Source organism: Magnetospirillum sp. ME-1, assembly GCF_002105535.1.
Classification (GTDB): Bacteria; Pseudomonadota; Alphaproteobacteria; order Rhodospirillales; family Magnetospirillaceae; genus Phaeospirillum.
This window is the reverse complement of the sequence record NZ_CP015848.1, coordinates 3,866,875-3,889,572: the sequence shown is the minus strand read 5'-3', so window position 1 is coordinate 3,889,572 and position 22,698 is coordinate 3,866,875. Positions and strand designations below refer to the sequence as shown.

General features: G+C 66.9%; 23 protein-coding genes. 5 read left to right on the top strand and 18 right to left on the bottom strand.

The genetic code is table 11. From position 1 onward, the window contains the following. Positions 1 to 181: 181 nt before the first annotated feature. The gene (locus WV31_RS18195; protein WP_085374895.1) at positions 182 to 1,348 is read right to left on the bottom strand and encodes an SGNH/GDSL hydrolase family protein; all 1,167 of its coding nucleotides are present in this window, start codon (positions 1,346 to 1,348) and stop codon (positions 182 to 184) included. Positions 1,349 to 1,422: 74 nt separating this feature from the next. Here WV31_RS18195 and WV31_RS18190 point away from each other — a divergent pair, with 74 nt between their 5' ends. Beyond that, a complete protein-coding gene (locus WV31_RS18190) occupies positions 1,423 to 1,824 on the top strand; it encodes an HIT family protein (RefSeq protein ID WP_085374894.1) in 402 nt (133 codons plus the stop codon). A gap of 176 nt (positions 1,825 to 2,000) precedes the next feature. Here the strand turns inward: WV31_RS18190 and WV31_RS18185 are convergent, their stop codons facing one another. The 5 genes from WV31_RS18185 to WV31_RS18165 form a co-directional block, all read right to left on the bottom strand. After that, the gene (locus WV31_RS18185) at positions 2,001 to 4,883 is read right to left on the bottom strand and encodes a hypothetical protein (protein ID WP_237051367.1); all 2,883 of its coding nucleotides are present in this window, start codon (positions 4,881 to 4,883) and stop codon (positions 2,001 to 2,003) included. Between the two features lie 370 nt (positions 4,884 to 5,253). Then, positions 5,254 to 5,688 carry a bacteriohemerythrin gene (locus WV31_RS18180; protein WP_085374892.1) on the bottom strand — a complete coding sequence of 145 codons (435 nt, stop codon included), beginning with the start codon at positions 5,686 to 5,688 and terminating at the stop codon, positions 5,254 to 5,256. 136 nt (positions 5,689 to 5,824) lie between these two features. After that, on the bottom strand, positions 5,825 to 6,226 hold the full coding sequence (locus tag WV31_RS18175; RefSeq protein ID WP_085374891.1) for a bacteriohemerythrin: 402 nt from the start codon (positions 6,224 to 6,226) through the stop codon (positions 5,825 to 5,827). Positions 6,227 to 6,303: 77 nt separating this feature from the next. Next, positions 6,304 to 8,079: an EAL domain-containing protein gene (locus WV31_RS18170; RefSeq protein ID WP_085374890.1), complete on the bottom strand. Its 1,776-nt coding sequence runs from the start codon at positions 8,077 to 8,079 to the stop codon at positions 6,304 to 6,306. A gap of 102 nt (positions 8,080 to 8,181) precedes the next feature. After that, positions 8,182 to 9,207, bottom strand: a complete 1,026-nt coding sequence (locus WV31_RS18165) for a zinc transporter ZntB (RefSeq protein ID WP_085374889.1) — start codon at positions 9,205 to 9,207, stop codon at positions 8,182 to 8,184. A gap of 162 nt (positions 9,208 to 9,369) precedes the next feature. Between WV31_RS18165 and WV31_RS18160 the strand changes: the two genes are divergently transcribed. Both WV31_RS18160 and WV31_RS18155 read left to right on the top strand, forming a co-directional pair. Further along, complete coding sequence (locus tag WV31_RS18160) at positions 9,370 to 10,107, top strand: amino acid ABC transporter (protein WP_145980904.1); 738 nt, start codon at positions 9,370 to 9,372, stop codon at positions 10,105 to 10,107. 70 nt (positions 10,108 to 10,177) lie between these two features. Further along, entirely contained in the window at positions 10,178 to 11,650 is a 1,473-nt protein-coding gene (locus WV31_RS18155) for a sensor histidine kinase (RefSeq protein WP_237051365.1), read from the top strand. Positions 11,651 to 11,656: 6 nt separating this feature from the next. Here the strand turns inward: WV31_RS18155 and WV31_RS18150 are convergent, their stop codons facing one another. After that, positions 11,657 to 12,403, bottom strand: a complete 747-nt coding sequence (locus WV31_RS18150; protein ID WP_085374886.1) for a sulfite exporter TauE/SafE family protein — start codon at positions 12,401 to 12,403, stop codon at positions 11,657 to 11,659. Between the two features lie 100 nt (positions 12,404 to 12,503). Here WV31_RS18150 and WV31_RS18145 point away from each other — a divergent pair, with 100 nt between their 5' ends. Both WV31_RS18145 and WV31_RS18140 read left to right on the top strand, forming a co-directional pair. After that, positions 12,504 to 13,415, top strand: a complete 912-nt coding sequence (locus WV31_RS18145) for a LysR substrate-binding domain-containing protein (protein WP_085374885.1) — start codon at positions 12,504 to 12,506, stop codon at positions 13,413 to 13,415. A gap of 41 nt (positions 13,416 to 13,456) precedes the next feature. Continuing rightward, positions 13,457 to 14,137: a hypothetical protein gene (locus WV31_RS18140; RefSeq protein ID WP_085374884.1), complete on the top strand. Its 681-nt coding sequence runs from the start codon at positions 13,457 to 13,459 to the stop codon at positions 14,135 to 14,137. Here the strand turns inward: WV31_RS18140 and WV31_RS18135 are convergent. From WV31_RS18135 to WV31_RS18090, 11 genes are all read right to left on the bottom strand, one after another. Continuing rightward, the gene (locus WV31_RS18135) at positions 14,109 to 15,659 is read right to left on the bottom strand and encodes a cytochrome D1 domain-containing protein (protein WP_269466694.1); all 1,551 of its coding nucleotides are present in this window, start codon (positions 15,657 to 15,659) and stop codon (positions 14,109 to 14,111) included. The genes WV31_RS18140 and WV31_RS18135 overlap by 29 nt on opposite strands. 110 nt (positions 15,660 to 15,769) lie before the next feature. Further along, on the bottom strand, positions 15,770 to 16,912 hold the full coding sequence (gene nirJ / locus WV31_RS18130; protein WP_085374882.1) for a heme d1 biosynthesis radical SAM protein NirJ: 1,143 nt from the start codon (positions 16,910 to 16,912) through the stop codon (positions 15,770 to 15,772). Between the two features lie 11 nt (positions 16,913 to 16,923). Further along, entirely contained in the window at positions 16,924 to 17,403 is a 480-nt protein-coding gene (gene ahbB / locus WV31_RS18125) for a siroheme decarboxylase subunit beta (RefSeq protein ID WP_085374881.1), read from the bottom strand. Then, complete coding sequence (locus WV31_RS18120) at positions 17,400 to 17,843, bottom strand: Lrp/AsnC family transcriptional regulator (RefSeq protein WP_085374880.1); 444 nt, start codon at positions 17,841 to 17,843, stop codon at positions 17,400 to 17,402. The genes ahbB (WV31_RS18125) and WV31_RS18120 overlap by 4 nt, the downstream gene beginning before the upstream one ends. Positions 17,844 to 17,855: 12 nt before the next feature. Continuing rightward, complete coding sequence (gene ahbB / locus WV31_RS22205; RefSeq protein ID WP_168185985.1) at positions 17,856 to 18,359, bottom strand: siroheme decarboxylase subunit beta; 504 nt, start codon at positions 18,357 to 18,359, stop codon at positions 17,856 to 17,858. Beyond that, positions 18,350 to 18,799, bottom strand: a complete 450-nt coding sequence (locus WV31_RS22200) for an AsnC family transcriptional regulator (RefSeq protein ID WP_168185984.1) — start codon at positions 18,797 to 18,799, stop codon at positions 18,350 to 18,352. Before WV31_RS22200 ends, ahbB (WV31_RS22205) begins: the two co-directional genes overlap by 10 nt. Positions 18,800 to 18,801: 2 nt before the next feature. After that, complete coding sequence (locus WV31_RS18110; RefSeq protein ID WP_269466693.1) at positions 18,802 to 19,956, bottom strand: cytochrome D1 domain-containing protein; 1,155 nt, start codon at positions 19,954 to 19,956, stop codon at positions 18,802 to 18,804. Between the two features lie 116 nt (positions 19,957 to 20,072). Further along, on the bottom strand, positions 20,073 to 20,387 hold the full coding sequence (locus WV31_RS18105) for a c-type cytochrome (RefSeq protein ID WP_237051364.1): 315 nt from the start codon (positions 20,385 to 20,387) through the stop codon (positions 20,073 to 20,075). 149 nt (positions 20,388 to 20,536) lie between these two features. Continuing rightward, on the bottom strand, positions 20,537 to 21,310 hold the full coding sequence (gene cobA / locus WV31_RS18100; protein ID WP_085374878.1) for a uroporphyrinogen-III C-methyltransferase: 774 nt from the start codon (positions 21,308 to 21,310) through the stop codon (positions 20,537 to 20,539). 23 nt (positions 21,311 to 21,333) lie between these two features. Continuing rightward, positions 21,334 to 21,666 (bottom strand): cupredoxin domain-containing protein, encoded by a 333-nt coding sequence (locus tag WV31_RS18095; protein ID WP_085374877.1) that lies wholly within the window; start codon positions 21,664 to 21,666, stop codon positions 21,334 to 21,336. 21 nt (positions 21,667 to 21,687) lie between these two features. Further along, positions 21,688 to 22,698, bottom strand: coding sequence for an ethylbenzene dehydrogenase-related protein (locus WV31_RS18090; protein ID WP_085374876.1), 1,011 nt, complete (start codon positions 22,696 to 22,698; stop codon positions 21,688 to 21,690).

The following is a 22,698-nucleotide window of genomic DNA, read 5'->3' as shown; positions in this document are numbered from 1 at the left end:
ACGTTATCTTGATCGACGACCCTTGCGGCGATCTTTGCACCGCAAGTCTCCCGCCCCCGATTGTGGCCGCCATTCTGTCCGCCTCGGCCGGTGTGTGCAACAAAAGGAATTGCAGGGCACCGATGCACCGGAGCGATAATTTATGTTGCGGAAGTGCTGCGGCGCGAAACGCTACCCAGGGTTATTTTCCCGACAGCATCCCGCCATCGACCAGCACCGAGGCGATGCGTTCGCCGATGGCCTTGCTGAAGGCCGGGGAGTAATGGACGGCGTCGATATAGGCGTTGCCCTCGGCGGGCTCCAGTTCCGCCAGCCACAGCAGGCCCCGGTCCCACAATTGCCCGGCAGCCTTCATGTCGGCCATGCGGGGATAGCCGCGCGCCGCGTTCATGTGGTAGCCCAGCGCCTCCTCCTTGACCGGAAAGGGGCGCTTGCGGTTGTCATAGGAATAGGTGGGGACCGGCTGCTGCACGAACAGCGCCTTGAACCCCATCCGCTCGGCCAGGGCGTCGATCATGCGGCGATTGGCGTCGAGACGGCGGATCACCGCATCCACCTCGGCATCGGTCTCGCAAAAACGCCCCCATTCGCGCACCAGCACCGATTTGTCGCCGGCCAGATGGCGGATCATCTGCAGCACCTGGGAACGGGCGGCCAGATCGCGCCACAGCGGCAGACGCGACCGGGCGCCGCTGATCTGGGTCAGGCGGTCGTTCCAGGCGCTGCTGTCGGGAATGCTGCAATGATAGAAGTCGGCATCGCCGTCGATGAACACGGCGATGTCGGGCTTGTATCCGGCGGTCAGCAACCGCTCCAGCAGGATGCGTTCCTGGGTGGAGTAATAGGAAACGGCGCCGAAATTGAACACCTTCACGTCACCGCGCCCCACCGCGCCCAGCGCCTGTTCCAGATAGGCGGGGATGGTCTCGGCATCGGCCACGCCGGCGCCTAAGGTGGTGGAGCCGCCGAACACGAAGACCTTCGGCCCGTCTCCCGCCAGATCGGGAAGAACGCCGCCATTGCTGCGAACGCCGTCATTGGTGACGGTGAAATGCGCGCTCTGATACGGCGCGGTGCGGTACTCCACGAAGGGGGTATAGACGGTGTCCAACTGCCGCCAACTCTGCCCCAGGATGTCGCGATACCGGGCCACGTCGGCGGTGTTGTAGAGCTTTCCCAGATCCTCGTCGGACATATTGGCGGTAAAGGCCGGACGCTTGTCCCGGATCAGCTTCACCGCCCAGCCGGCCATCAGTTCCAGCCCCGCGACACCGACCGCCACCACCAGCAAAAGCAGGCCCAGCGCCGAGAACAATCGGCGGAACGGATTGGTACGTTGGCGGCGCATGTGAAAGCCCTTTCGTCAGCGGCGCTTCCTGATACCTTGAACACCAAGGCGCGCGCAACGTGGAGACTGAATACATGTTTGAGCTGAACCCCAGGATTCAGGCCGATACCGTGCCGGTCACCCAGTGGCCGCTGTGCAGCGTCCTCTTGATGAACGACGCCACCTATCCCTGGTTGCTGCTGGTGCCCAGGCGCGACGGCGTGGTGGAGATCACCGACCTGGCCCCCGACGACCGGCACACCCTGCTCGACGAGATCGCCCGGGCCTCGACGGCGCTGCGCCAGGCCGTGTCCCCCCACCGCATCAACATCGCCGCGCTGGGCAACGTGGTGGCCCAGTTGCACGTCCACGTCATCGCCCGCAACACCGACGACGCCTCGTGGCCCAAGCCGGTCTGGGGCGCCGTCCCCGCCCGGCCCTACAGACCCGAGGAACTGGAGGCGCGGCTGGCCCAGCTGCGGGCGGTGCTGGGGTAAAACGGGGCTCCCGCCCCGTACCCCGGTTGGAGGCCATGCCTCCAAACCTCCTTTTTATTTCTGAATCAAAATGGGGTTCGGGGCATTGGCCCCGGATGGGTTCGGGCGATAGCCCGATCATGGAAAAACGGCGCCGGATCGCTCCGGCGCCGTTTTCATTGGACCCAGGCCACAGCCTATTCCAGGCGGCCCAGCGAGCGGGCCAGGACCAGGTACAGCTTGCCCACCTCGGACGAGGTGAAGGTGCCGGTCAGCACGTCCTGGTGATCGGAATTGCGGGCCTGGTTGAGCAGGGCCTCGAACTCGGCCAGATAGCGGGTGACGTATTCGCGGAAGTCGCCGTCGTCCTCGAACTTGTTCTTGATGGAGGCCATCTGGTGCTTGTCGAGATTCTTGAGAATCTTGCGCACGAAGATGGACTGGTCGCCGGCATGGAACTCGCGCCAGGCCTTCTCGTCGATATTGGCGTTGAAGATGCGGCCGATGTCCACCGACAGCGACTGCAGCTTCTCGACGATGAAGGCGGCGTTCTGCAAGAAGTGCTCCACCGACAGCTGGGCGCGCTTTTCTTCCAGCTGGGCGCCCCGGATTTCGGCCAGCTTGGAGGCGTTGACCAGTTCCTCCACCTGGCGCGAGAAGCTGTTGGAGAAGCTCTCGGCCTGCTGAGCCAGACGGTCGCCGGTGATGCCCAGGTCGTTGGACTTGGTGCGCACCATCTCGAAGGCGGCTTCCAGCTTGGCGCCGGTCCGCTCGGTGCTTTCCTGCATCTCGCTGGCGTGGCGGCGCAGGCCGTCGCCGGCCGAGCGCACCTGGGCGGTGATGCGTTCCGCCGAGGCGGTAAGCTCGCGGATGCCGGCGCGCAGCATGTCGCCGGCGGCGGTGACCTGGGCCGCCGTCTTGTTGGAGGCTTCCTCGAAATCGCGGCTGATGGAGCGCAGCGCATCGCCCGCCGTCTGCGACTGGGCGAACACCTGCTGGGCGGCTTCGCCCAGCTGCACCGCGTTCTGCTGGATGGAGGAGCCGAAGGCCTTGAGAACATCCGACGAATCGTCGGCGACGCGGGCCAGGGACTGGGCCTGGACGCGCAAGGCCTCGCCCACCGCGCTGACCGAGGCCTCGGCCTGATCGGCGGTGGCCACCACCTGCTCGGTCTGCTTGCGCAGCACCTCGGTGGCGGCGCGAACCCGCGAGCCCAGCTGGTCGGAGACGTTCTGCAGCTGCTCGGAGCGCTTCTCCAGCAGCTCGGCCACCCCGCCCGAATCCGAGATCGCCTTGACGGCGGCGGCGGACACGTCGGTGGTGCGCTGGCGCAGCGTCTCGCCCACGGCGTCCAGCTCGACGCCGACCTTGGACGAGGTGGCGATCAGGTCGTTGGTGCCCTGGCGGAGCGTGTCGGCGATGGTCTTCACCTTGGCCATCACCTGGTCCGAGGTGGCGATCAGGTGGCGCGACTGCTGGTTCAGGGATGCTTCCGACAGCTTGGACTGGGTCGAGACCACGTTGGCGGCGTCGGCCAGCTCGTCGGCCTGCTTCCTGAGCGAGGTGCGGATGTTCTCGGCCTGGGCGGCGGCCTTCTCGGCCCCCTTGTTGAGGTCCTCGATATAGAGGCGCAGGGTTTCGGAAACCTCGCGGCCCCGCGCGGTCATCTGGTCCGAGGCGGCGGCGACGGCGCGGGTCTGGCCCTGGAAAGCCTCGCCCACCTCGCGCACCCGGGCCATGGCCCGCTCGGCGGCCTGATCCACGTCGTCGCGGCGCTGGACGAACACCTCGCCCACCGCGCCCAACTGGCTGGACGCGTCGTCGGCGGCGGTCTTGAGGTTTTCCGTGTGGCGGGCCAGGGTTTCCTCGATCTCGCGGAACCGGCCCATGGCCTGATCCGAGGCCGAGCCCAGCTCGCGCGATTGCACGCCCAGCGCCTCTTCGACGATCTTGACGCGCGACAGCACGCGCTCGGTGATCTGGTCGAGGCCGGTGGCCTGCTGCTGCAGCGAGGCGGAAATGCGGGCGGTCTGCTCGGCCAGGCGCTCGGCGGCCTGATCCAGATCGGTGTTCTGGCGGGTGAACAGGCTTTCCAGCGCCTCGACCCGCTCGGCCAGGGAGTTGGCGACCACTTCGGTGCGGGTGGTGGCCTGCTCGGCCGAGCTGCCCAGCTGGGCGCCCTGGCGCTCGAACATGGCGACCACCTGCTCGGCGCGGGCCACCGCCGCCTGGGAGACCTTGTCCAGGGATTCGGCCTGGGTACGCACCTGCTCGGCCACGGTATCGGCGCGCGACGCGGCGCGGGCCGAGGTGGTGTCGATGCTCTCGATCTGGCCGCGCAGCAGCTCGCCGAACTCGCGGATGCGGTGCGCCGAGGTGTCGGTGACGGTGGTCAGGTCCTGGGTCTGCATGCGCAGCAGGGTTTCCACCTCGCGCGCCCGCGCCGTGGCGCCGTCGGCGGCCTGGGTCAGGCGGTCCACTTCCTTGCGCAGCGCCTCGACCGCCGTCTGGGCCTCGTCGTTGACGCGGCCGACGACGCCGGTCATGGCCTCGATCTGCGACGCCATGATCTCGCGCACGGCCTCGCCCTTGGCGGCGGCCTCGGTGGAGGCGTGGGTCAGGTCGCGGGCCTGGGCGCGGAGCGATTCGGCGATGCGCGACACCCGGCTTTCCGCGCCTTCGGCCGGATAGGTCAGGCGGGCGAGCTGCTCGCGCATCTCGGCCGACAGCGAGCGCAGTTCACGGCCCCGGTCGAAATAGGCGACCAGCAGCCAGAGGAAGGCCAGGGGCAGGAAGGCGGCGCCGACCATGCCGCCGATCTCCTGCGGCTGCATGAACAAAAGGTTGCCCCAGCCGATGGAGGTGTTGGCCCAGTAGCCGCAAACGCCGACCCAGGCGATGGTCACCAGCAGGGCGAGCAACTGCGAGGATTTTCCGCCCGAGGGCGCGGCGCCGCCGGACGGCAGCGGTTCGGGACGAAGCACCGCCAGAGGAGGCGCCATCGGGGCCGCCATATCCTTCGCCTCGGCCTCGTCGGCACCCATCCCCTGCGCCGCCGCCTCGGTCCCGCCTCTGGTCATGTTTGTATCGCCCATGAGTCCGCCCTGACCTTCGTGAAATTCACCACTCGCCGTCCGCCCGGATCATCCGCCGGCGCCTGAGGGCGCAAACGGATCACAGCAAAAAAGGCGGCGCGACCCGCAAGTCGCTTCCGCATCGTCCTCCCAGAATTCGGGCGGGACTTGCCCCCCTCCCCCCGGACCTTGGACAGCGCAAGGCAGGATGCCCTGTTCACGGGGGAAAATCAAACACTCCCTACCCCTGCCCAAGACCCTATCCGCGCGGTCTCGGAGACAGGGTCCGGCCCGGCCGGAAGCAGCACGGATCCCGGCCCGAAGCCGGGGCAAGGGACGAGGGAGCGGCGGGGATTCAGCCAAGCCCGGACAGAGTCTAGCACTTGGGCTCCAGCACCCGGCGGGTCACCGCCCAGCGGCCCAGCGGACGGTCGCAGCGCTGGGCGTGCTCCACCACCCAGTGGGCGATGAAGTCGTGGACCTTGGCGGCGTCCTTGTCGGCGCAGACCTGGGCGTGCAGCATCACCCCCAGGTGATCGAGCAGACCGGCATGGTCGTCCAGATGACGCCGGGCATCGGGATAGGCCGATTCGGCCATCACCTGTTCCTGCTGGGCGAAATTGCGCTCCACATAGCGCATGATCGCCTGAATGCGCGAACAGCGGCTGAAATCGCAATCACCGCGCCCGGCCGCGCCGCGGCGGCATTCGACACCCGGCTGGAACACCCGGCCCAGCAGGAAACGCAGCCCCTCGTTCCCGGCATCGATGACGGGCACACCGGTCTCGTGACCCTGAGTAAGGGGCGCCATCGGACCTCCTCGCCTTCCCTGGAATACTTTTATTTCTTTTGAGGGAAAACATAGCAGGAGCAGCCCGAAATATCAATCAAGGCCCCATGGGAAACTTTATTTTTGCACGTGCGAAGGGATACTTGAGCCGAAAAGGCTAGTGACCGCCGGCAAGGAAGGGGCGGTACTCGAAATCCTCGATTTCGATGTGGTGAATCAGCCAGCCGGTCAGGAAACCGTGCAGATCGCGGGCGGTATTCTCCATGTCATCGGCGGTCAGCGCCGCGGCCATATCGGCCACCCGCATGGCGATGGTCTGGTGGGAGTGGCGGTGCAATTCGAGGAAGGGGAAGCCGGCCCGCTCCATCATCGCCTCCTCCTCGGCGAAGTGATAGGCGATGTAGCTGTTCAGCTCGGCGAAGACGGATCCAAGCGCATCCAGGCTCAGCCCCCTCTCCTCGACCATGGCGGCGATGCGGGCCAGCAGGGAGAAGAGATGGCGATGATGCTCGTCAAGCTTGGGAACCCCGACGCTCAAGCTGTCCGTCCACGCCAGCACAACAATTCCCCCACAAACTTTCGCTAGCCCTGAATTATGACGGGCAGCGAAGGATTTCAACATGCAAGTGGTGACGCCTAGCCCCCCGAGGCGGCGCCGGTCCCATTGCCGAAGAACAGCAATCCGTTGCGCCACTGGGTGAGTGGCGTGGCCCACGGCGCCTTGGTGCCGTGCAGCTTGGACGACGGCCGCATGGGCTTGCCGAAATAATAGCCCTGGCCGTAACGCACGTTGTAGACCCGCAGCAGGTTGGCGGTGGCCTCGTCCTCGATATGCTCGGCGATGGTGGCCACCCGCAATTCGCGGCACAGCTGGGTGATGGCGCGCAGGAAGGGCAGCGATTCCCCCTTGCCCGCCGCCTCGCGCACATAGGAGCCGTCGATCTTGACGTGGTCGACCTTGAGGCCGCGCAGGTAATGGAACGCCGCCGCCCCGGCACCGAAATCGTCGATGCCCACCGGGTGGCCGCGCCCGCGGATTTCCTGGATGACGGCATTGGCGGCCACCAGATCGACGATGGCCGAGCTTTCCGTCACCTCGAACAGCAGTCGGCCACGCAGGTCGGAGGCGGCGTGAATCATCTGCAGCAGGCGGGCCGCCATGCTGGGGCTCGACAGCGAGCGCCCCGACAGATTGACGGCAAAGCGCAGGCTGGGTTCCGAGCCCACCCCCTGGCGCATGAACTCGATGGCGCGCGCGCAGATGGCCAGATCCAGTTCCCCCACCAGACCGGTATCCTCGGCGAACACCACGGTGCTGTAGGGGGAATTGCCGCTGTCGCCGAAGCGGACCAAGCATTCGAAGTGGTGGACCGCGTTGCTCCACAGATCGACGATGGGCTGGAAGTGCAACTGGAAGTCGCCCTTGCCGATGGTCTCCTTGACCTCGCGCATCTTGGTGACGGTCTGCGACAGGGTCGGCCGCGCCATGGCCGACAATTCGTGGATGGTGGCGCCGCTGTCGGTGGTGAAGCGGTTCAGGGTGTAGATCAGGGCGCTGGTGGCTTCCTGCGCCGAGATGCCGCCGCCGTCGATGGACACCGAGGCGGTTTCGGGATTCATGGGCGCGCCCATCACCTGCTGGGCCAGTCCGCTGATGGCGGTCTCGATCTCGCCGGCGGTGACCTCGGGGCCGTGGATCAGGCCGTACTTGCTGTTGCCCAGGTCGGCGGCGGCTCCGCCGCCCACCGAACACTGGCGCAGGTAATCGGTGAAGCGTGAGATGAAGTCGGCGGTGGCCTCGGCGCCGACCTTGCTGCGCAGTTCCGCCAGTTCCGGCAGGTCCAGCAGGGTCATGCGATAGGATTCGTCGCCGTCCTTGGCGCTTTCCTTGATCAGGTCGCCGGCCAGGGCCTCGAACCCCTCGCGCCCCAGCAAGCCGGTATCCTTCTGCCGCACGGTGGGCGACATCAGCGTGCCGGAATGGGTCAGCACCAGCAGCAGACGCCCCTCGTGGTCGGGATGGGGATAGCCCGACAGCGCCACCGGCGTGCTGCCGCCGCCCGGCAGCGTCACATGCAGCAGGGTATGGCGGACCCGGTCGCCCTTGGCCATGCGCTTCAGGGCGTTCTTGACCCGGGACTGGTCCTCGGGCCGGATCAGTTCCGGCAGGGTCATGGAGGCCAGCAGGCGGGCCGGGCGGCCCACCAGCGACATGGACGCGCCGATGGCGAAGATGATCCGCCCCGAATGGTCGGCCTCCATCAGCAGGTCGGCGGCGGCGAAGGCGAAGGCGACATAGGCTTCCTGCGGCGGCCCCAGGCCGGTGGCGGCCTTGCCCTTGCGGCGGGCATGGCTCGGCCCGCCGTCCGGCACGGCCTCGCCATCGTCGCCGCTGTCTCCGGCCTTCACCATCGCTCCCCAACCCCAAATTCCGGGCAATATCCCCGGACACCTTTATGTAATTTGTCCAAAATCGTGAGCCACAAAAAGAAACGAATTATTTCATTCGCCTGGCTACAGCCATTTGATCCATTTCAGGATCAGATAGGTGACGGGCATCATGCCGAGCACCACGCCGCACAGGATCAGGAAGGCCAGCGGTTCCTGGGACCCGGGAATGCCGCCGATATTGGTACCCATCATGCCGGCCAGCAGCGAGGGCGGCAGCACCATGGCGGCCAGCGCGGTCAGACGGTTGGACGACTGGGCGGCGCGCTCGGCCACCAGGTTGGTGAAGTCCTCGTGCAAGATGGTGGCGCGCTGGCGCATTTCGTCCAGATCCTCGATATGGCGGATCAGGCGGTCGTTGACCTCGCGCAGGCGCATCTTGGCCTCGGGGTCGAGCCAACTGGCGTCGTCGTGGCGCAGGCGGTACAGGGCGTCGCGCTGGGGCGCCAGATAGCGGCGCAGTTGCACCACCTTGCGCCGTGCCGAGGCGATGTCCTCGCGCAGGTCGGTGCCGGCCAGCCCCTCGCCGATGCGGTCCTCCAGGTCGGAGATGCCGTCCTCGATCTCGTCGGTGAGGATGCCCAGATGGTCCACCACCTTCTCGGCGATACGGGCCAGCAGGGCGCCCGCCGTGCGCGGCCCCTTGCCCATCATCATGGCGAGGCGCAGGTCGCGCAGCGCATTCAGCGAGTGATCCTTGTCGCGCAGCGAGATGCAGCGGTCCGCCTCGATCCAGATGTGGACGGGGACCAGCTCGGTCTCGGCCGAGCGGTCCTCGCCCTCGCCGGCGCGGGCCTTGTTGACGCCGCGCAGCACCACCATCAGCGCGTCGCCCACGTCCTCGACCCGGGGACGGGATTCCTCGGCGGTCAGCGCCATGGCCACCAGCGGATCGATGCCGGAACGCTCGCACAGCCAGTGGGTGGCGCGGGGTTCGTCGCGCTCCAGATGGACCCACAGGAAGCCGTCGGTCGGCCGCCAGGTCTCCACCTCGGACCAGCGCAGGTCGCGGACGCCGCCGTCGGGACCGATCAGCATGGCGAAACGCAGGCCCGGCTCCAGCCCGGCGTGCAACTCCTGGTCCATGGCCATGCCGACCCCTCCTGCCTGCCAAATCGGGGCGAGGATAAGCCGCTCCGAACAGGAAAACCACCGTGAAACACAAGAGGCGGGATGATGACGGCATCGATTGTGACGCCATCGCTCTTGCTGTATTCTCGATCAGGACTTCAGGGAATGAAACGGAGACGGATGATGAGCGGGCGCGGGTCATCTCTCCTTCTGGCGGGAATTCTTCTGGTCCTTTGCGGCCCGGCGGCCGCCGAGCCCCGCACCATTGAATACTCCTATCCCGACCAGTCGGTGTGGACCACCCGCCTGGACGCAAGGGGAGAACCCGATAATCCGCTGCTGCGCCTCGCCGCGCCGCTGTTCCAGCAGGCCGGCATTCCCTGGCGGGCGCGCGGGCTGCCGGCGGCGCGCATGTTCGAGCACCTGCGCGACGGACAGACCGACTTTTCCATGCTGGTCAAGGGGGCGGCGCTGGAGAAGTGCTGTCTGATCAGCAAGCGGCCGGTGGCCGGCACCGAGTTGCGGGTCTACCGCCGCAAGGATTTGCCGCCCGTCACCTCGAAGGAGAACTTGGCCGGCAAGGAGGTGATCACCGTCCACGGCTACAGCTATGGCGGCATCCTGGCCTACATCAAGGACCCGGCCAACCGGATCGGCAACAACCCCACGGTCAGCCACGAATCCGCCTTCGCCATGCTGGAGCGCGGACGGGCCGGGTACCTGCTGGACTATGCCGGTCCCGCCGAGGAAATCCTGGCCGAACGCCCGATCCGCGACCTCGAGTTCGACGTCATCGACCGCCTCGACGTCCACCTGGTTCTCAGCCGCTCCTATCCCGATGCCGAAGCGGTGATGGCCCGGCTGGAAGCCATCGCCGAGACCCTGCGGGTCGATGGCGTCCCTAGGCCAAGTCTAAAGTAAGGCGATCGAATGTTTTAAGCTCGTATCCATTCGGGGATACGGGTAGGCTGCGTGCACCATGATGATGATGATGCTCCGCAGGAAAGGGCGAGAAAACAAGATCGGCCGCCGCCTGATCGTGCTGATCATCGCCTTCAGCTCATTTCTGGCTGTTCTGGCAACGGGCTATCAACTACTTCGCGAATACCAGCGGCAGCGCGCCGACATGGACGACCAGTTGGAGGACGTCCGCATCTTCCTGCCCCCCATCACCGGCAGCGTCTGGACCTTCGACGAACGCCAGATCACCCTGGCGCTGGACGCCCTGACCCGGCTTTCCCATGTGGAATTCGCGGAGATCACCACTTCGGACGGGCGCAACGTGTGGACGTCGGGAGCCGTCGTCTCCAAGCGGCACGTCCATCGCCAATTCCCCCTGATGCGCGATGTGCGGGGCGAATCGCGCCAGATCGCCACCATGGCGGTGACGGCCAGCCTGGACGGCATCTACGACCGTCTGCTGGGCCAGGCCGTCGCCATCCTGATCAGCAACACGGTCAAGACCTTCCTGGTGGCGGCCTTCATGTACGTGATCTTCAGCCGCATCGTCACCCGCCGGGTGGAGGAACTGGCCCGCAACGTCGGCAAGCTGGTGCCGGAATCCCTGTCGTCCCAGGCCTCGCTGTTCGACGAGACGCTGGGCTTTCCCGACCATGGCGACGAGATCGACCGCCTGCGCTGGGCCTATGACAACATCGCCCGTCAGCTGAATCTGGCGGTGCAGGACCTGCACGACCGCAACGACGAGCTGCGCCACGAGATCCACGAGCGGACCCGGGCGGAAAGCGACCTGCAGGAGGTCATCGCCGAATTGTCGCGCACCAATGCCGAGTTGGAGCGCTTCGCCTATGTGGCGGCCCACGACCTGCAGGAGCCGGTGCGCGGGCTGGTCAGCTTCTCGCAATTGCTGGAGCGCAAATGCCGGGACAGCCTGGGCGACGAGGGCAAGGACTACCTGCGCTTCATCGTCAACGAGGCGCTGCGCATGTCCAATCTGGTGCGCGACCTGCTGGAATACAGCCGGGCCGGCGGCGCCGGCCTCGCCCTCGAGACGGTGGATTGCGCCCAGCTGGTGGACGAGGTCGCCGAAAGCCTGCGCCCCATCATCGAGCAGAAGCATGCCCAGCTCCAGCTGGGGCCCCTTCCCAGCCTCAGGGCCGACAGGGCCCAGCTGCGCCAGATCTTCCACAATCTGCTCGGCAATGCTCTCAAATATTGCAGCGAAGCCCCCCTGGTCCGGGTGGAAGCCCAGCGCGACGGCGCCGCCTGGCGTTTCGCGGTGAGCGACAACGGCATCGGCATCGATCCCCAGTACCAGGACTACGTCTTCGAGGTGTTCCGCCGCCTGCATACCGGCACCGCCTATCCCGGTACCGGCATCGGACTGGCCATCTGCAAGCGCATCGTGGAAAGCCACGGCGGCCGCATCTGGCTGGATTCCGTCCCCGGACAGGGGAGCACCTTCTACTTCACCCTGCCCGATCAGGAGAGCGAACCGGCCTGAGCCGCCTCAGCGTGCGGCCAGCATGGCCACCGACGTCGCGACCAGCAGCCCCGCGAACAGCCGGCGCATGACGGTTTCGGGAAAGGCGTGGGCCAGGGCGACGCCGGCCGAGACGCTGGCCAGTCCCCCCAGCCCGAGGGCGGCGCCCATGCTCCAGTCCACGTTGCCGGCCCGCGCATAGGATACCAGCCCGGCCGCCGAACAGGGCAGAACCAGGGCCAGCGCCAGACTCTGGGCCACCCGCTGGTCCAGCCCGAACCAGCGCACGAGAAGCGGCGTCGCCACCAGCCCGCCGCCCACTCCCAGCAAGCCCATGCTGCCGCCCCCGGCCACCCCCACCAGGGGAATCAGGGCCGCCCGGACACCCCCGGCCGCCGGGGCCGGACGGCGCGCCATGCCCCAGGCCAGCACCGCCAGGAAGGCGGCGAACAGCAGGCGCAGCACATGCTGGTCCAGCCCCTGGGCCAGCTGCGCCGCGCCGTAGGTGGTGAGCGTTCCCACCGCGGCGAGGCGCAGAGCCACGCCCGGGTCGACAGGCGTGCGCCGCATGTAGCGCCACCAGGCGGCCAGCAGGTTGGGAACCATCATCACCAGGGCGGTGCCCTGGGCCATGGCCTGGTCCATGCCGTAAAAGGACGCCAGCAGGGGAATGGCGACGATGCCGCCGCCGATGCCGAACAGGCCGCCCAGGAACCCCAGGGCGCCGCCCAGCAGCAACACGGGCATCAGGGAAAGAAGCAGGGAGACGGACACCGGCCGGACCTTTGACGAAGGAGGGTCTTCGATGATTACCCTTGCATCACTGACGTTCAATGGCGTCAAATTCACTGAACTCTTGCGCAGGAAGCAATAATTGAGCGGCGCCCTCGACATCGCCTTCTTCGCCCAGCTGGCCCGCCATGCCAGCCTGACGGCGGCGGCGCGCGAGATGGGACTGTCGCCGCCCGCCATCAGCCGCCGCCTGGCGGCCCTGGAGGGGCGTCTGGGGGTGCGCCTGCTCAACCGCACCACGCGGCGCCAGAGCCTGACGCCCGAGGGCGAGAAATACCTGGAGGAAGGCCGCCGCATCCTGGGCGACATCGAAAGCCTGGAACGCGATCTGGTCGCCGGGCGGCAAAGCCCGCGCGGCAGCTTGCGCATCAATGCCGGGTTCGGCTTCGGACGGCGCCACCTCGGTCCGGCGGTGTCGGATTTCGTCCGCCTGCATCCCGAGGTGGAGGTGATCCTGCATCTGTCCGACCGGCCGCTGGATCTCACCGCCGAGGCCATGGACATCGGCATCCGCTTCGGGCTGGGGCCGGATTCCGGCCTCGTCCGCCGCAAGATCGCTGCAAACCGCCGCCTGCTGTGCGCCGCCCCCGCCTATCTCGCCGCCCACGCCCCGCCGTTGCGCCCCAAGGATCTGCGCGACCATCACTGCATCGTCATCCGCGAGAACGAAGGCGCCTTCAACACCTGGAATCTTGTCTCGGCCGAGGCCAACGCCTCGGTCAAGGTCGGCGGCGCGCTGTCGGCCAATCACGGCGAGGTGGCGGTGGATTGGGCGCTGGCCGGGCACGGCATCCTGCTGCGCTCGGAATGGGACATCGCGCCGTACCTGCGCTCGGGCGAGCTGGTGCGCGTGCTGGATTCCTGGTCGGGGGTGGAGGCCGACATCCACGCCGTCTTCCTCCAGCGTCACCAGCTCTCGGCCAAGGTCCGCTGCTTCCTCGATTTCCTGGCCGAGCGCTTCGCCTCGCAACGGGCGGGGCCGGGGGCATGGTGACCGGCAAGGCTGGCGTCAGCAGGGCGTGGCATGGTGGGATCATGATCCATCGCATCCTGCTGGCGCTGCTCTGCCTCCTCGCCGCCCTGCCCGCCTCGGCCGAAAACCGCCTGATCCTCTACACCGTGGGAACCGATGCCCCGGACACGCCGCCACCCGTGCTGGCCCGCTTCCGGGACGAGGGCTGGACCATCCGGGTCAACCGGGTGCCGGTGGATTTCAAGCGCGAGCATGAACTGGGCAAGGCCCTGTTCGCCCAGGCCCGCGCGGCGCGGGACGAGGGCTTTTCCCGCGTGGTGCTGGCCGGGCGCTCGTTCGGGGCCTGGGTATCGCTGATCGCCAATTCATCGTGGTCGACCCCGGTGGACGGCGGCGGCATCCACGCGGTAATCGCCCTGGACGCCACCGCCAGCGGCGAGACGGGACGAATCGGCCGCCAGTGGCACGACTACAAGTTCATGGACGTGATCAAGACCCAGGACCCCACCCGGCTGGCGGTGATCGTCTTCGATACCGATTCCGAGGAAGGCGAAACCCGCCAGTTCGAGGTTCGCCGCACCATCCGCCGCCCGGCCATTCCGCACGTGGCGGTCTTCGAGCCGGCGCCGCCGCCCCTGGACGGCGAGGACTTCGCCCGGCGCTGGGGGGACTGCCTCGCCACCCTGCTGGGCGACGAGATCCCCTCGCCGGCGGCTAATGACTGGTGCCGCTTGAATAATTGATCTTGTTGAAGACGTTGTACTTGCCCACCGGCCGCTTCATGGGCATGCGGGTCACCACCTCGAACCCGGCGGCGTCATAGACGATCAGTTCGCCGTCGGCCTCCATCACCGAGATCAGCACGTGGCGGCCTGACCGGTCGAATTCGGCGTGCGCCGTGGTGCGGCCCGGCGCGGGACGCAGCGTTCTGACGATCTCCATGGCGTTAAGGTCGATGATCTGGATGGCGTCCTTCTCCTTGCCCATGGAGACGTCGATCCAGGCATAGTTGGTGTTCTCGTGGCTACGCATGAAGAAGCCCGGCCCCAGGGTGGGGATGCGCTTGACCGTCTTCCAGCTTTCCATGTCGATGATGCTGATCACCGCCTCTTTCAGGTGCGGCGTCGCCATGTAGTCCTTGCCGTCCTTCCGGAAGATGATGCCAGAGCCCAGATGGGGCATGCCCGGCAGGTCGATCTCGGCCATCTTGCGCTTGATGTCGAGATCCACCACCAGGCCCTTGGTGCCGTCGCGCGACGCGCCCATCACCCGCTCGTAGGTGCGGTCGAAGAAGAAGTCGTCCAGGTAGTCGGGCGTCCTGATGCGGATGGCCTGAAAGCGGCCCCCGGCGCTGATGCCTTCCTCGAGGCCCTTTTCGTAGGAATGGACGAAGCCGTTCATCACCGGGCCGTAATCGTCGGCATAGGGAATTTCCCAGATTTCCAGAATGTCCTTCAGCGCCACCACGAAGCTGGAGCGCATGGGCGCGGTATAGACCGCCGAAACGCGCGAGGTGGGGACCTTGCCGCCCACCCGTTCGCCTTCCACCGGAATCACCTGCATGGGCGTAAGATCGCGGGCATCCAGGGCCACCAGGGTATGGGGCAGCATGTTGCCGACCATCAGGAAGCGGCCGTCATGGGAAACGGCGACGTTGCGGGTGTTCACCCCGGCCCGGATCTCGGCCACCACCTGCAGGGTATAAAGGTCGTACTTGGTGATCCAGCCGTCGCGGGACGCGAAATAGACGAAGCGGCCGTCGGGCGAGTACTTGGCGCCGCCGTGCAGGGCGAAGCGGCTTTGGAAGCGGACCAGCGGCTTGAAGGAATCGCCATCCAGGATGGTGACGTGGTGGTCGCCGGTCTCCACCACCGTGAACAGGTTCAAAGGATCGGTATTCCACTGCGGCTTGGCCGGCAGGGTGGCGGGGTCGACGTTGACCACGTGGGTGGCCTTGATCTCGGCCATGCCCCAGGCGGGCACCGCCGCCAGCGGGGTGTAGACGTAATCGGCCAGCACCTTGATCTGGTCGGGGTTCAGCTTGTCGGCATGGCCCGGCATCTGGGTGGCGGGGCGGCCCTGGGCGATGACCTTCTCCGCCTCGGCCTTCCGAAGGCGGCCCAGATTCTCGGGCAGCAGGGCCGGGCCGATGGCGCCCAGGCGGTCGCCGCCATGGCAGGCGGCGCAATGCTCGGCATAGAGGCGCGGCGCCTCCGCTTCGGTCGGGTTGGGGGCCGCCAGAGCGGGAACGGCAAGAACCGTCATCCCGACGACCATCGGGAGGAGGGATCTCATCCTGGTACGCCTCCACAAAACCCGCACGGCGGAACAGGCGGAGATCCCTCGCAAGGCTCGGGATGACAGGTCGGAAATACTCATGTCAGCCCGATCTCCTCGTCGCTCAGGTAACAGCCAGGATCCTCGGCCCAGGCGTTGCCGGTCACCCTTTGCGCCCGCACCCGCGTGTTGCCGTTGCACATGTCGAGATAGGCGCAGGCCGCACACCGCCCTTCCACCGGCCGGGGACGGACCTTGAGACCCGCCATCAGCGCGTCGGACGTATCGGGCCAGATGGCGGAGAACGGCCGGTCGCGCACATTGCCAAGGTTATGGTTCCACCACATGGTGTCGGGGTGGACCTCGCCCAGGTTGTCGATGTTGGCGACGTTGATGCCAGAGGCGTTACCGCCCCACTGACGCAGCTTGCCCGCGATGTGGTCGGCCTTGTCCGGGTGGTTGCGCCGGACCCAGGACAGGAAATAGGGGCCGTCGGCGTCGTTGTTGCCGGTGACGAATTCCCGCTCGCGTCCCGCCGAGGCATGGGCCCAGGCGACGTCGAACAGGTAATCCATGGAATTGCGGGTCACCTGCACGGTGGCGTCGTCCAGGCGGTTCTTGTTGCCGCGCCCGGCATAGTTCAGGTGCGAGAAGTAGAACTTGGCCACCCCTTCACTTTCCATCAGATCGATCACCTGGGGCAGTTCGGCGGCGTTGTCCATGGTCATGGTGAAGCGCAGCCCCACCTTGACGCCCCTTTTGACGCAACGGCGGATGCCGCCCATGGATTCGGCGAAGGCCCCCTGGCGCGCCCGGAAGCGGTCATGGGTGGCATCGATGCCGTCGATGCTGATGCCGACGTAATTGAAGCCGATCTCGGCGATGCGGTCGGCTACTTGCTCGTCGATCAGGGTGCCGTTGGAGGACAGCGCGGTATAGAAGCCCATCTCCCTGGCGCGGATGGCGATGTCGAAGATATCGGGGCGTAGCAGGGGCTCGCCCCCCGACAGGATCAGCACCGGCACGCGGAAGGACTTCAGGTCCTTCATCACGCCGAACACCTCGTCGGTGGAGAGTTCGCCTGCGAAATCCTTGTCGGCCGAGATGGAATAGCAATGCTTGCAGGTGAGGTTGCAGCGCCGGATCAGGTTCCAGATCACCACCGGGCCGGGCGGATCGCGGCGCGGCCCCACCGGGCTGGGGGCGACGAGTTCGTGCATGAACTGGGAAACGCGGAACAAGGGGCGAACTCCTACAGCCGAAGGCCGGTCTTCTTGAGAATGCGCGACGAGAACAGCACCATGTGGCCGTGCGACAAGGACCCCAGGGCGTCTGCCACCCGTTGGACCAGGGAATCGGCGTCGGCCTTCTCCTTGGCGTGAATCATGGCGAACAGGGAATAGGGCCAGTCTGGCAAATGGCGCGGCCGGTGGTAGCAATGGCTGACGAAATCCAGCTCGCCCACCCGGCGCCCCGCCTCGGCGATATCCTCGTCGGCCACGTCCCACACGGTCATGCCGTTGAACTTGTAGCCGAGCGCATAGTGGTTGGGCACCACGCCGATGCGGCGGATGACGCCGTCATGGAGCATGCGCTCCATGCGGTTCATCACCTCGTCGGGCGAGATGCCCACCTGGCGCGCCACCTCGTGATAGGGCCTGTCCATCAGCGGCAGCCCGTCCTGGGTGGCGACGACGATGGCCCGGTCGATGGGATCCAAGGTGGTGGTCATGCCTCGAACCTCAGTCCCACGTAGAATTCCTGAATCTTGGGCATGTCGTGAACTTCGATGCCCGTCCGCGTCTCGATCTCGGCCAGCACCTCGGCCTTGCGGCCGGGCTTTTCGGTGGCCACCACGAACCACATGTTCAGCGCGTGCTCGCGGGCGTAATTGTGCGCCACCTCGGGAAAGGAATTGACGATGTCCGCCACTTCCTCGAAGCGCTCCTGGGGCACCTTCATGGCGGTCAGCGTCAGTTCGCCGCCCATCCGCTCGGCATGCCACATGGGGCCGAAACGCGAGATGACGCCCGCGTCCTTCAGCTTGCGGATACGGGCCAGAAGCTTCGATCCGGTCAGGCCCAGGGGCTCGGCGATGGCCGAGAACGGCTGGTCGCAGATGGGAAAGCCGCCCTGCAGGGAATTGATGATGGCGCGGTCGATGTCGTCCATGTTCCCTTCCCCCTACTCCGCCGCCGCCCGCGGGATGGGCCGGCCGTAGCGCGCGCCGGTCTGCTTGAACCGCCGGGTGGAGAACAGCACGGCGTGGGGATACTGGGCCAGATCGAAACGTTGCACCAGAGCCCGGATGGTCTCCTCCACCGCCGCCCGGTCGCGGCCGTGGATCATGCAGAACAGGTTGTAGGGCCAGTCAGGCAGCCGGGGCGGCCGGCGGTAGCACAGCGTCACCTCGGGCGCGTCGCCGAGACGGCGGCCGATCTCGCTGACCACGCCGTCGGGGATGCTCCACACCGACATGGCGTTGGCCTTGAAGCCCAGTTCGTGGTGGCGGACGATGATGCCGAAACGGCGGATGATGCCCGCGTCCCGCATGGCCTGGATGCGGGCGATCACCTCGGCCTCGTCCATGCCCAACTGGGAGCCGATGGCCCGGTAGGGATGGGAGACCAGGGGCAGGCCCTCGGCCAGGACCGAAACCAGGGCGTGATCTGCGTCGTTTAAGACCATTTGAGGTCGAATCCCAGATCGATGTGGAAATGTTCGAGCAGCGGCAGGTCGAGGACCTGGAGCCCGGTACTTTGGGAAATCTCGTCCAGCACCTCGGCCACCCGCGCCTTGGTGGGCGCGGTCACCACGAACCACAGGTTCAGGCGGTGCTCGCGCTGGTAATTGTGGTTGACCTCGCCGAAGGCGTTGACCAATTCGGCCACCTCTTCCAGGCGATGGGCGGGAACCGCCATGGCCGCCAGCGTCGAGCCGCCCACCGTGTGGGGACGGAACACCGCGCCCACCCGGCTGATGGAGCCGCCCCGCGTCAGGCGCGCCAGGCGGTCCATGACCTCGTCCTCGTCCATGCCCAGCCGCTCGCCCAGCACGGCATAGGGCCGCGACTCCAGCGGAAAGTCCTGCTGAAACTCGTTCAGGAGCCTCTGGTCGAGGTGATCCATGGCTAGAGCCCCGTCTTGTGGGCGCGATTGGTGAAGAAGATGCCGCTGGGCCGCGACGCCGGAATTTCCGCCACCTGCTCCAGGGTCTCGGTGTCGTAGACCACCACCTTGTCGGAATCCCTGGCCGACAGCCACACCCGCTCGCCCTTGGGGGTGAATTCCATGTGCAGGATGGCCAGCCCCGGTTCCAGGGTCTTGATCACTTTCTTGGTCTGGGTGTCGATCACCTGGACCTTGGAATAATCGGGAACGGCGAAGTTGACCCACACCTGCCGTCCGTCGGGCCGCGCCATGGCGAAGACCGGCTGGCCCGCCAGATCGACCCGGGCCTTTTCCGTCCACTTTCCCTTGTCCACCACCAGCACCTGATGGTGGCCGATGGCGGGCAGCCACACCTCGTCGCCGGCCACCGCCCAGCCGCGCAGATGGGGCATCTTGTAGACCGGCAGGGCCTCTTTCCCCTTGCCGTAATGGTCGAGGATGCGCCGCACCCCCTTGTCCGGGTTCCACAGATCGAGCATGGCGATGCCGTCCTCGCCGAACAGCCCGGCCAGGTACCAGCGGCCGTCGCCGGTGATCAGCGCGTCATAGGGCAGCTTGCCGATATTGGTGTGCTTGGTGATCTTCGGGGATTTCAGGTCGGACAGATCGGCGATCCAGATCTCGCCCGCGTCATAAAGCGTGTAGATGAACCGCCGCCCCGACAGATCGGCGATGCCGATCACCTTGCTGGCCTTGCCGTCGGCGCCCATGGCGGGAATGTCGGCCACCTGGGCCAGGGTGGCGGCGTCGAACACCTTGATGCCGCCCGGCGTGTAATTGGCCACCGCCACCAGGGTGCCGTCCTGGGAGATGGCGCCGCCGATGGAATTGCCCGATTGCATCACCCGCCCGGCGATGGTCCCGGTCAGCATGTCCACCTTGGTGAGCCCGCCGTCGCGGCCGAACACATAGGCGAAGCGCTGGTCGCGGGAATAGACCAGGGCGGCGTGGGACAGATCGCCCAGGCCGGCGACGCTGGCCAGCTTGGTGGACGTGCTGTTCTCCACCACCATCAGACGGCCGTCGGCGCGCTCCACCACCAGCCCCAGGTCGCCGGTGCCGCGCAGCGCGGGCTGGCAGGCCGACAGCAGGCCGAGGCCGACGAGGGCGGCCATCCGCGTCATTCCGAGCCGCAGGCGAGGAATCTCCGCCTGGACCATCGGTGCCAAACCGGAAAAGACGCGCCAGGATGAGATCCCTCGCTTGCGCTCGGGATGACAGGCTGGATGGATCATTTCATCTCTCCCATCAGATAGGCGGCGATCCAGGCGGCCTCTTCCCGGCTCAGCATGGCCTTCCACGGCGGCATGGGGGTGCCGGGGCGGCCTTCCAGAATGGTCTCGATCACCGCCTCGGCCGACAGCTTGTTCAGGTCTTCGGCCAGCAGGGGCGAGCCCAGGCCGCCCTGGCGGGTCATGCCGTGGCACGAACCGCAATCCTGGTCCACCATGTCCTTCAGTTTCGCCTGACGCGAAGGCGCGATCTCGGCCCCTGAGCGCGCAGGCGCGACCTCAGCCCCTGAGCGCGCAGGCGCGACCTCAGCCATTGACGGTCCCGCCGCCAGCAATACCGCCATCGCACCCGTCAGTGCCCCGAGCATACGCATCCTCAGCCCTCCCACAGGCTAAGCGAGGAATAGCATTCCCGGCCCGGCTTTGGCTTGACGTTGAGCAAGAGTTTGGAACGACAACAACCTCACGCCTCGACGGCGCCGCGCCACTCGGCGACCTCCTGCTCGGCGGCCAGGGCCACCACGCGGCCGATGATCAGCAAGGCGGGCGGCTCCACCTGCCAGCGGGCGACGTTGGCTTCCAGTTCGGCCAGGGTGCCGCGCAGCACCCGCTGGGCCGCCGTGGTGCCCTTTTCCACCACCGCCGCCGGGGTGGCGGGGTCGAGACCGGCCTTGATCAGTCCCTGGGAAATCAGCCCGGCGGTGCCCACCCCCATATACACCACCAGGGTGCAGGAGGGGTCGGCCAGACGCTCCCAGTCCAGGTCCAGGCTCTGGTCGTCGCGCAGATGGCCGGTGACCAGACGGACCGAGCGCGCCACCTCGCGATGGGTCAGCGGAATGCCGGTGGCGGCGGCGCAGCCGGCGGCGGCGGTGATGCCCGGCACCACCTCGGTGGCGATGCCGTAGCCGGCCAGATACATGGCTTCCTCGCCACCGCGCCCGAAGACGTAGGGGTCGCCGCCCTTGAGGCGCACCACCCGGCGGCCGGGCCGCGCCAGACTGACCAGCAGATCGTTGATCTGATCCTGGGGCAGCAGGTGGCGCCCCTTCTCCTTGCCGACGCAGATGCGGGTGGTGCCCGCCGGAATGAGGTCGAGAATGCCGTCGCCCACCAGACGGTCATAGACCACCACGTCCGCCGACTGGATCAGGCGCAGAGCCTTGACCGTCAGCAGGTCGGGGTCGCCCGGCCCCGCTCCCACCAGATGAACCAGCGGCCTCACATCATCGGCCATGTCGCCCCCATTCCCCCTGTCGCTCACGGCGCCACTTCGACGGTTCCGACCATTTCGGGATGCGGCCCGCAACGGTAGGGATAGGTGCCCGCCTTGTCGAAGCTCCGCTTCCAGCTTTCGCCCGGAAACAGCCGGTCGGATTCGGCCAGGCCTTCCTTCTCGAAGAACACGCTGTGGCTGGTGCGCTTTTCGTCGTTGACCCATTCCACCGTGGTGCCGGGCTTGATCTTCAGCACCTGGGGAACGAACAGATTCTTGTCCATGCCCACCCGGGCGGTCTCGCCCGCCCAGACGGGCAGGCCGGTCAGGACCACAGCCGCACCGCCGAGAAGGTTCAGCAGAAATCGACGAGTCATGACCGGCCTCCGTCCCAGGGATTAGGGCAGCTTCACCGCCTTGATTTCCCCCTCGGCGTCGAGGCCGAGCTTGAGGTCAAGGGAGACGTGGTGGAAGCGGCCGTTGGCGAAGTCGTCGTGAACGGCGAAGCCGACGGCGTAGCTCTTGCCCGGTTCGAACGCCACCGAGCCCGGCTGGCCGCTCTTGAGCTTGCGGCTCATGGTCACCACCCAGTTGGCGCCTTCCTTCTTGCCGGTGGCGGTGAAGTCGGTGGCGGGCTTGAGCACGCGCTCGGCCAGGACATAGCCCTGCTCGGCGGCGCCCGACGACTTCCAGCGCAGCAGCTCCAGGAACCCGCCGCCCTTCAACAGGGCGTCCAGATCGGCCTGGGGCTTCACCTTGTCCCAGTTGTCGCGCTTGGCGGTGTCGAACTGGGTGCGGCTTTCCGGCACGTACTTGGTGACATAGCCCGCCTTGGTGTCGATGCCCTTGGCGGCGCCGAGCTGGGCGGCGGCCGGCGCGGTCGGCATGTCGCGGGCGTCGGAATGGCAGCTGGTCCAGCAGCCGGACCGGGCCGCCATGTCCACCTTGCCGCCGTCGATCATCATGGCGACCTTGACCTCGTTGTCGGGGTCGAGCTTGCCGCCCTTGGCGAAGGGCACGTCGGCGTGGGCGCCGGCGGGGAATTCCAGGCGAAGATAGACGTTCTCCGCGTCATAGGCCGCCTTGACCTTCAGCGGAAAGGCCGGGCGCTTGCCCGGAATGGGGGTCTTTTCGGCCTTGGCGCCGGTCACCATCTTGGTGCCCATGTCCTGGGCTTCCTGGGAATGGCATTCGAAGCAGCGGTCGCCCTTCTTGAAGGCGCGCACGCCGCCATGGTCCGAGCCGGTCAGGATCCATTCCATGGAGGTCTGGCCGGGATAGAACAGCATGGTTTCGGAAGCGGGAACACTGTCCCAGTTCACCGCCTTGGGGGCGGCATGGGCGGCACCGGCCGCCAGGGTCGAAACGGCAAACGCCGCGGCGGCGGCATGAAATGCGAACTTACCCAT